Origin of the sequence: Campylobacter sp. LH-2024, assembly GCF_048270605.1 — a bacterium.
Lineage (GTDB): Bacteria > Campylobacterota > Campylobacteria > Campylobacterales > Campylobacteraceae > Campylobacter_D > Campylobacter_D molothri.
Window position 1 is genome coordinate 966687 of record NZ_CP168139.1, and the last position, 11922, is coordinate 978608.

General features: G+C 27.7%; 12 protein-coding genes. 3 read left to right on the plus strand and 9 right to left on the minus strand.

All coding sequences use genetic code 11. The annotated features are described in order from the left end of the window. Positions 1–5 precede the first annotated feature (5 nt). On the plus strand, positions 6–404 hold the full coding sequence (locus tag ACD570_RS04915) for a CoA-binding protein (protein WP_200282170.1): 399 nt from the start codon (positions 6–8) through the stop codon (positions 402–404). Between the two features lie 159 nt (positions 405–563). On the opposite strand, the gene ACD570_RS04920 is transcribed toward ACD570_RS04915, so the two are convergent. Next, a complete protein-coding gene (locus ACD570_RS04920) occupies positions 564–3245 on the minus strand; it encodes a hypothetical protein (RefSeq protein ID WP_417904185.1) in 2682 nt (893 codons plus the stop codon). Between the two features lie 229 nt (positions 3246–3474). On the opposite strand from ACD570_RS04920, the gene ACD570_RS04925 reads away from it, so the two are divergent. Beyond that, entirely contained in the window at positions 3475–3663 is a 189-nt protein-coding gene (locus tag ACD570_RS04925) for a hypothetical protein (RefSeq protein ID WP_417904186.1), read from the plus strand. Positions 3664–3944: 281 nt separating this feature from the next. On the opposite strand, the gene truA is transcribed toward ACD570_RS04925, so the two are convergent. From truA to glmU, 7 genes are all read right to left on the minus strand, one after another. Next, on the minus strand, positions 3945–4667 hold the full coding sequence (gene truA, locus ACD570_RS04930; protein WP_417904187.1) for a tRNA pseudouridine(38-40) synthase TruA: 723 nt from the start codon (positions 4665–4667) through the stop codon (positions 3945–3947). Continuing rightward, positions 4667–5692, minus strand: coding sequence for an LptF/LptG family permease (locus ACD570_RS04935; protein WP_200282163.1), 1026 nt, complete (start codon positions 5690–5692; stop codon positions 4667–4669). The genes truA and ACD570_RS04935 overlap by 1 nt, the downstream gene beginning before the upstream one ends. Beyond that, positions 5689–6405 (minus strand): prepilin peptidase, encoded by a 717-nt coding sequence (locus ACD570_RS04940; protein ID WP_417904442.1) that lies wholly within the window; start codon positions 6403–6405, stop codon positions 5689–5691. The genes ACD570_RS04935 and ACD570_RS04940 overlap by 4 nt, the downstream gene beginning before the upstream one ends. A gap of 70 nt (positions 6406–6475) precedes the next feature. Continuing rightward, positions 6476–7144 (minus strand): polyprenyl diphosphate synthase, encoded by a 669-nt coding sequence (gene uppS / locus ACD570_RS04945; RefSeq protein WP_200282157.1) that lies wholly within the window; start codon positions 7142–7144, stop codon positions 6476–6478. Between the two features lie 3 nt (positions 7145–7147). After that, positions 7148–7759, minus strand: a complete 612-nt coding sequence (locus tag ACD570_RS04950) for a hypothetical protein (RefSeq protein ID WP_200282155.1) — start codon at positions 7757–7759, stop codon at positions 7148–7150. After that, on the minus strand, positions 7756–8910 hold the full coding sequence (gene coaBC / locus ACD570_RS04955; RefSeq protein WP_337211143.1) for a bifunctional phosphopantothenoylcysteine decarboxylase/phosphopantothenate--cysteine ligase CoaBC: 1155 nt from the start codon (positions 8908–8910) through the stop codon (positions 7756–7758). The genes ACD570_RS04950 and coaBC overlap by 4 nt, the downstream gene beginning before the upstream one ends. Continuing rightward, positions 8907–10196 carry a bifunctional UDP-N-acetylglucosamine diphosphorylase/glucosamine-1-phosphate N-acetyltransferase GlmU gene (gene glmU / locus ACD570_RS04960; RefSeq protein ID WP_337206474.1) on the minus strand — a complete coding sequence of 430 codons (1290 nt, stop codon included), beginning with the start codon at positions 10194–10196 and terminating at the stop codon, positions 8907–8909. The genes coaBC and glmU overlap by 4 nt, the downstream gene beginning before the upstream one ends. Positions 10197–10353: 157 nt before the next feature. Here glmU and fliP point away from each other — a divergent pair, with 157 nt between their 5' ends. Continuing rightward, the gene (gene fliP / locus ACD570_RS04965; RefSeq protein ID WP_417904188.1) at positions 10354–11100 is read left to right on the plus strand and encodes a flagellar type III secretion system pore protein FliP; all 747 of its coding nucleotides are present in this window, start codon (positions 10354–10356) and stop codon (positions 11098–11100) included. 35 nt (positions 11101–11135) lie between these two features. Here fliP and ACD570_RS04970 read toward each other — a convergent pair whose 3' ends face one another. Beyond that, positions 11136–11906 (minus strand): transporter substrate-binding domain-containing protein, encoded by a 771-nt coding sequence (locus ACD570_RS04970; RefSeq protein WP_239820652.1) that lies wholly within the window; start codon positions 11904–11906, stop codon positions 11136–11138. Between the last annotated feature and the right edge of the window lie 16 nt (positions 11907–11922).

Here is an 11922-nt window from a genome sequence, read left to right on the forward strand (position 1 = left end):
AAAATATGGATGAAAATATTAAAAAAATAATTCATCAAACAAAAAATATCGCCGTAGTTGGATTAAGTGTTGATAAAAATAAAGCATCTTTTATCGTAGCTCAATATTTACAAAAAAATGGTTATAAAATTTATCCCATTTATCCTAAATTTGAAGAAGTTTTAGGCGAGAAAATATACAGAAATTTAGAAGATATCAATGAAACAATAGATCTTGTTTTGATGTTTAGAAAAGGAAGTTTTGCTGCTAATTTATTACCAATCCTTATAAAAAAAAGAATTAAAAATTTTTGGCTTCAACTTGGTATTTTTAATGATGAAGTACAAAAAAAATGTCAAGAATTAGGGATTAACTTTGTTCAAGATAAATGTATTATGCGAGAACTACCGCTTTATAAAAATTGATACAATAATCAAAAATTAAAAAATAAAATCAAGTAAGATAAAAATAAGCAAATAATAAATATAAAACCACCGATTAAAAATCAATGGTTTTATCTTAAAATGATTATTTAGCATTAGTTCATAATTTGTTTTTAATTTTAAGAATTCTCATAATAATTTTTACCATATGTAGTTAAATTGTGCAAATCCTGTATGCGTATCACCTTTAGAATCAAACATTCCATTATAGTTTAAACTAAAATAAAAAACATTGTTTAAAGGGACAATCATAGATGTAGTTACATATCTTTGCACTCTTGGTAAATAAAACTCATCTTTTACTTTTACTTGGCCAAATCTAGCCTTAGCTTTTACTTGTGGATTGATATTAAACTTAGCTCCTAAAGTCATAGAGGTTTTTAGATTTGGCAACCAGTCTCTAAACCATGTAAAACTTGTTCTTGTAGATAAAAGATTTAAATAGTTTGCATAGGTTCTTTCTCCGCCCATAACCGTAGCTTGACCTTTGGTATTTATCATAGAAAAAGCTTCAGTATAGCCTCCTTCATAAACTAAACCTGCTTCTGGAGAGAATATATTATCCCCATGGTTAAAATTCATTCCTAAATCTCCACTCATACCATAAGCATAAGAATTTGGACTTGCCTCAGCTTCACTTTTACCAATTTTTTTACTTAATTTATTTTTGATAAAAGCTGTTTTACCTTGAGCTTTTAAATAAACTTCTTGCCCTTTGCTTGTTGTAAATAGGGTATTAAAGTATTTTAAACCTGTATAATAAGATCTATTATTTATATCAAAATAAGTCGAACTCATTTTAGTATCCTCATAGCCCACATATACACCATATATACCACTATCTTTTAGGGTAGAATAACCTATAATAGTTCCTCTAGTATGCCCTTTACTCTCTTCATTTAAAGAAAGTTCAACATTTTGCGATGAAGTATAAGGAAGGATAAATAAAGAATGCTCTTTATTATAACCGTAGCTTCCATTATTAAAATCATTTTTTATATAATCACTTGCATTTGCATATAAATTACCTTTTTCTTGCATAGCAATACTTGCATTAGGTTTAGCAAATGCAAAATGTTGCATAGAATTACCCATAACACTATCTATAAAAGAAGCTCTTCTTGAAGTGGTATTAATCAAAGATCTAAAAGTAGCTCCTGCTATGGAAGCATTAAGATTAAAATCAGTTGATAATTTTCCAGTAATAGGATCAAAACCTAAAGAAATTTCTCCACTTCCATTTATTCCTATATTACCTACTTGACCTGGTTTAACCCCAGAAACAATATTATCAATATTTCCCACTTGTCCCAAATCAAGTCCACCTTGATCTATAGTTACATTATCTATGATTACATTATCTGTGCCACTTCCACCTACTACAATACCTTCTAATTTACCATCATCTCCCGTAGAAACAACCCAATCTTCTACTACTATATTACCACTACCGTTATTGGTTATATTATTTCCATTTTCATTTTTACCAATACTTCCTTGATTATTTATATGTATAGTTCCATTACCACTATTTACAATTCCGCCGCCTATAGTAGCACCTTCACCATTAGAAATTTCTAGTTTATTATCGCTATTATTGATAATAGAACCTGAAATTCCTATATCGGAAGTAGAAGTATTGACTATAGAATCAAGTTTACTACCTTTACCTACTGTAATAGAACCAGAGATAGATCCATTACCTTGATTGACTATACCACCCTCGACATTAGCTCCATTTTCTATTTTAATATCACTACCTATAGAAGCATTATCTGTATTTATTATATTACCTTCAAGTTTAGTATTTTCTCCGCTAATAGTAATACCGCCTATTATACTTCCAGAACCAGAGTTAGATATAGCTTGACCCGATGAAGAGGTTACGGTTGCTCCATTCTCCACTTTAATAGAGCCACTTATTGTTCCACTTACATTGGATACACCAGCACCACTTCCACCTTCCACTCTAGAGCCTTCGCCAGATAAAATCATTTCTCCACTTAAAGAAGCTCCTTGACCCAATTTTATACCATTATCTAGACCTTTTATAATACCACCATTTTTAAGTTCTATCTTTTTAGTTTTTGAATATTTTTCTAAAAAAATTCCATCTTTGTTGCTATAAATTCCGCTTACTGTGGTATCTTTTTCTTTGTTTTTGCCATCTATATATAAATCACCTAGGGTTTGCCATTGACCTACAATTATCCCTGCTTTTTCTCCATAAACCACACCTCCTTCTTTTATAGTAAGTGTTCCAAAACTACCATAAGATACAGCTATACCATAAGAGTTAGATTGTATAGTTCCTGTATTTATTATATTATCTATAGTTCCACCTGATTCCAATTTAATACCAGCACCTGTTAATTCTTTACCACTGCTAACTATAGTTCCACTATTAATCAAAGTTTTTATAGTTCCACCTTGAGATCTTATGCCATTTCCACCACTTATAGTTCCACTATTTGTAAAAGTTTCTATATTGGCATCTGAACTTATCCATATGCCATTGCTATATTGACCTTTTCCAGTTGAGTTTATCAGACCTTTGTTTTCAAAAGTATTTATATGTGAATTTATAACTATACCCGCTTCATTTCCTTGTATAGTTCCTGAAGAATCATTGGTAAAATTTTGTATAGTTCCGCCTTTTAACTCTATAGCTTTATTTGCTTGTATCATCCCACTATTTTTAAAAGTTTCCATATGGACATTTCCTTCAAAAAGAATTCCATTACCATTATCTGCTTTTATAGTTCCGCTATTATTAAAATTATCTATAGTAAGAGTTCCTTGATTGCTTCCCCAAATTCCCATATAAATTTGTCCATTAATGTAACCTTCATTTTCAAAAGTATTAACAGTAATTGTTCCTGTAAAATTCTTTTGACTATTTTCTACACTTACCTTACCATTTATAATTCCTTCATTTTTTAGATTTGTAATAGTCAGAGTTTCACTATCCTTTGCATGAGCATAAATAGCTTTATTATTTCCATTAGATAGGGTTCCACCACTTGATATAGTTAAGGAATTAGAACTGCCATTGCCAGTTATAGTGATTTGTCCGGTTTTACTATCAGAAATAGTTGCACAATTACTGCCATTGCAGCCTGGACCAGTTATAGAAGCTTCAGCACAGGTGCTTAAAACAGAAACTGTTGCTAAAGAAAATAAGAATTTTTTAGAAAAGGATGGATTGGATTTTTCTAGATCCCCCCCCCCTATTGAATAAAGTTTGATTTTTCATCATTTCTCCTTGAAAATTATTTCTAAAAATATTTAAGAAATAATTTATATTATTATTAAATCAATATATTGATTTTGAAAAAGTTAAAGCTAGTATTATTATAGGGTTGATTTGATAGCTTTAACTTTTTTTAGAGTGTTATTTTTAAAAATAATTTATATTATTATTAAAAATAATTGCAATTATAATAAAATATAATTGAAATTATTAAATTAAAATTTTTTATTATTTTAGATAAATAAATTTTATTATTTTTTACAAAAAAGTTAATAGGTGATTTTACTAAGATAAAGCCCATTAGGAGGAGCTAGAAAATGATTATACTTTTTTATAGTTTTTAGTTGCTCTATAAGTTGCTCTTTGGTCATTTTTCCTTCTAAAACCTTTAAAACACTTGCTACTATCAAACGAATTTGTCCTCTTAAAAAACCATTGGCTCTAAAATGAAAAATAGTCATATTTTTATAAGAATAAGCATGAGATTTAAATACCTTTCTAACTGTGCTTTTAACATCACTTCCGCTTTTGCAAAAATATTTAAAATCATGTTCTCCAAAAAAATATTTCAAAATTTCATTAGCCTTGTTAATGTCTATTTTTGGATAAAAATGAACATATCGCGATACAAAAGGATTAAAATTTCCATGATAAAAAATATAGCGATATTCCCTACTCTTAACATCAAATCTTACTTCAAAATCAGAGGGCATAAATTTTAAATGCTTAATATGTATATAAGGATGTGAAAATTTATTGAGTTGATTTTTAAGATAGATAAGATCTTTAAAATGATCCCCACATTTAACACAAGCGACCATAAAACTAGCATGAACCCCTTTATCTGTTCTTGATGCCATTAGAATTTTAGAAAAAATTCCAAGATGAGCTAAAGCCTTTTGCAAGGCATCTTGGACACTTTTTCCATGCGGTTGGGTTGCTGAACCTAAAAAAGCTGAACCATCATAAGAAAAAATCAATTTTAATTTCATCAATAACGACTTAAAATCATTTTTTTAAAACAAATCATCGAAGCGATAAAACTAACTATAAAAATGGTAAAACATGCTAATAAAGGTGGTTTATAAAACAAACTCAAAAGTCCAAAATAAACCACGATAACACCAAACATTCCTACATAAATAAAACCTTTTTCATAGCGATAAGTTACGATACCAAATGACAGTGCAAAAAGCGTACTTGCCAATGGAAAAAGTGCTATAGTGGTGTAAATCACAAATTCTTTGGCACGTTTTGTGTTGGAATTGATATCTAGCCAGTATTCATAAAATTTTTTAATTTTAAAATTATCATTATTAAATTTAGTATTTAGAGTAAGATTTTCAAATTCTCCCGTAAAAAGCATTTTAGATTCTTCAAAATTATACATTTTTCCATTAGAAAGCTTAAAAGCAAAACCTGTACTTTCTTTTTGCACAGTAGCTTCTTTAGCAACGATAAGTTGCTCTTTATCGCTTTGTATTCTTTTTGGATGATACATAACGATATTTTCATATTTATCGCCATCTTGTTTTTCTATAAAAATCATCCAATCTAAAAATTTTTGCCCAAATTCTCCTGTTTTGTAATTAAATTTTACCTGTGTTTTTTTATAATCAATAAAATTATCTTGAAGTTCTAATACCAAAGGTATCATTACTAAAGATGTAAATAACATTAAAGCGCTAACTAAAGCAGAAATTTTCAAAAATAATGAAGCCAAGGCCTTTGGAGAAAATCCTAAAGTAAAAAGAACTATGCTTTCATTTTCTCTAGAAAGTCTAAATAAAGTCAAAGTTAGTGCTATAAAAAAAGATATAGGTAAAGTAAAAATCAAAATTCTAGGCAACATAAAACTATAGAGTTCAAGTAAATCTAAGAAACTGATTTCTATACTTGAAGTCAATTTAGCCAATTGGATAAAAAATACCATAGAAACAATGCTAAAAAGTACAAAAAAAATGGAAAGATTGGTACTTAAAAATTGATTTAAAATATATCTTGAAACAAGTTTCATGCTAATCCCTGATTAAAAATTAAAAAAATTACATAGCCAATAAAAGCAATATTTATAAAAGGTAAAAATGCCAATTCTCTTGTTTTGTAAAAAATAAAAAATGGTAAAGTCAATAAAGCTCCACAAAAAAGTATTATAAAACTTTCCTTAAAGCCAAAAATTCCAGCTATACTAGCGCACACAATAATATCAGCATCTCCTAAATTTTCTTGTATATTTTTTGATCTAAAATTCTTAATATAGCCTGTAAAATTTTTAAGTAAAAATAAAAAACCTGCAAAAGAAAAAGCTTGTATCAAAAAGCCGCTTTTAAAATCTTCAAAGATAAAAAAATAAAAAAATTCATTGATATTTAGCTTAAAAATTAAGGCCAAAAAAAACAAAACCCAAAGCAATATTTGCGGAACTGCTTTAAATTTTATATCTATATAAGAAAGCATCCAAAAAATAAATAAATATAACGAAAAAACCAGAAATTCTAATAAATTTTTACTAAAAAAATAAGCAATAAGAACAAAAACCATACCTAAAATTTCAGCTAAAAATATACCAATGGGAATTTTTTCTTTACAAAATCTACATCTAGCTTTTAAAAATATATATGATAAAAAAGGTATAAGATCTATAATACTAAGTTTTTTATGGCAGGAAAAACAATAAGATCTTGCACTTAAAAGAGGTTTATTTTCACAAAAACGATTTAAAAAACACATACAAAATGAACCTAAACTAAAGCCTAAAATGATTAAAAAAATATATTTTAGAATTTCTTCAATTAAAATTTCACCTTCCAAATGTTCTCTCTCTTTTTCTGTATTCTTTGATAATTTTTTTAAATTCTCTTTTTGTAAGACTAGGAAATAAAGTCTCACTAAAATAAATTTCAGCATAAGCGCATTGCCAAAGTAAAAAATTTGAAAGTCTTTTTGCATTTCCTACGCGAAGCATTAAATCAACATCTAAAGGCAAATCTAAATTATCGCTGATATTTTTTTCATTGATTTCTAAACCTTTTTCTATAACTCGACGTGTAGCACGAACGATTTCATCTTTAGCACCGTAACTAATGGCCAAATTAACGCACAATTTATCACAATGCTTAGTTGCTTCTTCCACTAAAGCAATTTTATCTCTTAAGACTTGATCAAGTCTTGTTAAATCACCAATAGCTCTTAAACGGACATTATTTTTTTCAAATTTTTCTAAGGCTTCATTTAAACAACGATCTAAAAGTTCAAAAATAAATTCAATTTCATCTTTAGGTCTATTCCAATTTTCAGTACTAAAAGCAAATAAACTTAAATTAGAAACTCCTTCCTCGACACAGGCTTCCATAAGTTTTTGCATAGTCTTTACCCCTTGAGAATAACCCAACTTTGCCAAAAAACCTTTAGCTTTTGCCCAGCGTCTATTGCCATCCATAACTATGGCAAGATGTTTTAAATCATTCAATTTTCACCCCTTAAAATCAAATAGTTTCTTAAATACAAATAAAGGCGTAATTTTATTATCTTGTATAACATTAAATTTTAAGTGTTCATTTAAAAATTTTTGCACTTTAAAAAAAGGAGTAAAAATTGAAACTCCATGGCTATCGATGAGTATTTTTAAAGCACCAAAAACACTGAAATAAAGATAAATTTCTAAAAATTTAGTTTTTTTCTTCATCTGAAACAAACAAGCTTTGTTTTCAAAAATAAAAGGAATATGATAAATATTTTCAAAACTTGCAAAAAGCATTTCTTTTAAAATTTGATACTTTTCCCTATTTTTGCATTCTATAAGATTTGAAATAATATATTCTTTATAATTAATCTTGTTTTCTAAAATCGCTACTATCAAAGGCAAACCTTCCTCAAAAGGTGTAAAAACTGGTCTCTTTGATAAATGTTTAAATTGTATTGCCCCGCTTTTTTCTTTATAAATTTCAGCTAAATATTCTGCACCTATTTCCAAATCAATCATGCTTTTAGTTTGAATTCTTTTATGATTTAATAATAAAGTATAATGACCATATCCAGTTTTTCCTAAAACCTTCATTTGGATAGGCAAGGTAGCATTAATCATAATTTTTCACACCAATTGATTAAATCAAAAGCCAAATCTTTTTTATCCTTAAAATCACTTTTTATACAAGCATCTTTACTTATAAAATGAATTTCGTTTTTATCACTTCCAAAAGTATTTTTTTTATTTAAAATATTTAAGCATACCAAATTTAAGTTTTTCTCTACTAAAGATTTTTTAGCATTTTCTATTGCATTTTTAGTATCAAATTCCATTTTAAAACCTATTTTTTTGCCTTTAAAATTGACATTTTTTAACAAATCTTCGTTAAGTTTTAAATGAAGATCAAAGCCATTTGAAAATTGATTTTTTTTAATTTTTCCTTTTTGAAATTCTGGGATAAAATCACTTACTGCAGCTGCCATAATCAAAAAGTCACTTTTACAAAATCGCTCTAATAATATTTTTAAATCTTTTGAACTTTCAAATTTATAAATTTCATAAGAAGTTTTAAAATCTACAGAACTTAAAAATATAACTTTAGCGCCCAAAAAATAAAAAGCATCAGCGATTGATTTTGCCATTTTTCCACTCGAAAAATTACTTATACAACGCACATCATCTATTTTTTCTTTTGTGCCCCCACCACTAACAACTACACTTTTGTTAAGCCAAAAATTCTTTTTAAAAAGCTCTCTTTTTGTAATATTAAATATATCTTCAACTTCTGCTAAAGCTCCGATTCCTTCATCTTTACAAGCTAAAACTTTAGAAATAGGTGGAATAATTAAAGCTTTATTTTTTTGAAGTAATTTTAAAGAATTTTGAGTGCTAAAGTGATTATACATATTTGTATTAGCCGCTGGAGCAATTATTAAAGGTTTATTAGAAGCTATTAAAGTTTGAATAAAAAGATTATCTGCTATGCCTAAGGCTAGTTTATTAATCGAATTTATACTTGCAGGAGCAAAAAGAACAAGATCGCAATCTTTACTAAAATCTATATGATTTTTTTTATTCTCCCAGCTTTCATTTTCTTCGGATAAAATTTCATCCGCTAAAGCTTCAAAACTTAATTTGTTTGCAAATTTCAAAACTCCTTGACTAAGCAAAACTTTAACTTTAATATTTTCTTTTTTAAATAAAGAAATAAGCTCATAAGCTTTATAAAAAGCTATACTACCACTAACTGCTAAAAGTATGGTTTTCATTTTTTAAATTTTTTATAAAAATAATCTTTAACTACTTTTCTATTAGCTCTATTAATAAATAAAGAACCGCTAGAAACATTGCAATCAACGGAACTTCCAGCCGCAATAATAACATCATTTTCTATATTTACAGGAGCAATAAATTGCGTATCCGAACCTACAAAAACATTTTTACCAATAATAGTTTTATGCTTTTTAATCCCATCATAATTACAAGTAATAGTCCCACAACCTATGTTTGTACCACTATCAATTTCACAATCGCCTAAATAACTCAAATGCCCTGCTTTTACGGTATTTAATTTTGCATTTTTACATTCTACAAAATTTCCTATATGAGTATTTTTTATTTCGCAATTTGGACGCAAATGAGCTAAAGGTCCTATATCGCTATTTTCAATAATAGAATTTTCTATCACGCTAGAACTTTTAATGATGGAATTAATAATCTTGCTTTTTCCCTCAATCCTTACATTTTCATAAACTTCACATTCTCCTATAAATTCAACATCCAAACCTATAAAAGTACTATGAGGTAAATGAAAAATTACTCCTTGCTTCATCCAATATTTTTTGATTTTTTCTTGTATTAAATTTTCAGCTATGCTTAATTCGAATTTATCATTAATGCCCATAAATTCATTTTCATTTACATAATTAGCTTTAATAATCTTTCCTTTATTTTTAGCCAAGGCAATTATATCAGTTAGATAGTATTCTTTGGCTGCATTATTATTATTAATTAAAGGTAAAATTTCAAATAAAAGATCAGTTTTAATCGCATAAACTCCAGCATTGCAAATATCAATCATTCTCTCTTTTTCACTAGCATCTTTAAATTCGATAATCTTTTCAACTCTATCATTTTCTATTAATACACGCCCATAAGTTTTTGGATCTTTTGTATGAAATACAGCTAAAGTTAAATCGGCATCATTTTGCAATAATTGCTTTAAACTTTCACTTTGAACTAAAGGCATATCTCCACAAAGAATTAAAACTTTTTCTTTATCTGATTTAAAATTTTTTAAAGCACCTGCGGTCCCTGGGTAATTTTTTAAATCCTGTTCTAAAATTTTTGTTTTTGGAAAAGAAGAAAGAATTTCTTTTTCAACAAGTTCTTTTTGATACGATAAAACTACGCTTACATCATCACTTAATTCATAGGCTTTTTCTAAAATATGTAAAATCATACTTTTTTGACAAAGTTCTTGCAAGACTTTTGGTTTTTGTGATTTCATTCGGGTGCCAAGACCTGCTGCTAAAATTAAAATTGAATTTTTCATAATCTTTAAAGCCTTTATTTCATGATAAAATTTTTACTTTATTTTAACATTTTAAAGTTAAGTTTTGGATATTTTAAATAAAAGTTTTAAACTCTTTTTTAGTCATCAAAAGTTAAAATAAAGCCTATTTTTTAAATCAAAAACCAAGGTTAGCATTTTGAAAAAAATATTTTTTTTATTAATAGCAAGTGCCTTTTTTAGCACTCTTTTTGCAGCACCTGAAGCAACTATACCTACAGTCAATTTAAGCCTTAGTGCTCCAAATACCCCAAATCAACTTGTTACAACCTTAAACATAGTTATAGTATTGACAATTTTAGTGCTTGCTCCAAGCATAGTTTTTGTTATGACTTCTTTTTTACGCTTGATTGTTGTTTTTTCTTTTTTGCGTCAAGCTATGGGAACTCAAAGTATGCCGCCAAATACTATATTGGTAACTCTTGCTTTAATTTTAACTTTTTTTATTATGGAACCTGTAGCTACAAAGTCTTATAATCAAGGAATTAAGCCTTATTTGGCAGAAAAAATTGGTTATAAAGAAGCCTTTAATAAGAGTATTAAACCTTTTAAAGATTTTATGTTAAAAAATACTCGCGAAAAAGATTTAGCTTTATTTTACCGCATACGTCACTTACCTAATCCTAAAACCATTGATGATGTTTCTTTAACTGTTTTAGTACCTGCATTTATGATTTCAGAATTAAAAACAGCATTTGAAATAGGCTTTTTAATTTACTTGCCTTTTTTGGTTATTGATATGGTTGTAAGTTCTGTTTTAATGGCTATGGGTATGATGATGCTTCCACCTGTAATGATTTCCTTACCTTTTAAACTTTTAATCTTTGTTCTTGTTGATGGTTGGAATTTATTAATCCAAAGATTGGTAGAAAGTTTTGTTACATGATTTTAAGAAAAGACTAAAAAGTCTCTTCTTAAATTTTAAAAGAAAAATTGCAAATGGTTCTTTTTAAAAGTATCTTTAACATCTTTTAGATATTTTTCTCCAAGCGAATCAAAAAATCCATCTTTTTTACTTTTGCTTATAAAATCATCCAATTCTTTTTTAAGTTCTACATCGCCTTTTCTTATAGCTATACCCCAAAATTCTGGATTTTTTTGAAAAGGTGCTAGAATGGCTCTTGTGGTATCTTGATGTTTTTGCCAAGTTCTATAAATTGTAAGTTGATCATAAAAAAATCCATCCGCTTTACCCTGTATAATTTCTAAAATAGCTGCACTTTCTTTATCAAAAAGATGTATTGTTGCATTTTTGAGATTTTTATTTGCATATAAATGCCCAGTGGATCCGCGTTTTAAAGCTAAAATTTCTCCCTTCTTATTTAAATCATTTATACTTTTAATTTTTGAATTAATAGGAGTTAAAATAGCTAAATTAGCTTGTGCATAAGGGATAGTAAAATCCACAACTTTTTTGCGTTCATCAGTAATAGTCATAGAAGACATAATAAGATCTATTTTTCCAGTTTTAAGAGCAGGTATCAAACCATCCCAAGCTATATTTTTAACTACAAGTTTATAGCCGTGTTCTTTGGCAAACTGTTCTAAAAAATCTACACTGATTCCACTTGCTTTTCCATTTTTATCACTCATTTCAAAAGGTGGATAACCAAGCTCCATACCCACTACTAAATCTTTTGCCATTAAATGCAAAGCAAAAAATATCGTTAAAAAATAAAAAATTTTTTTCATTAATTCTCCTTAAGTT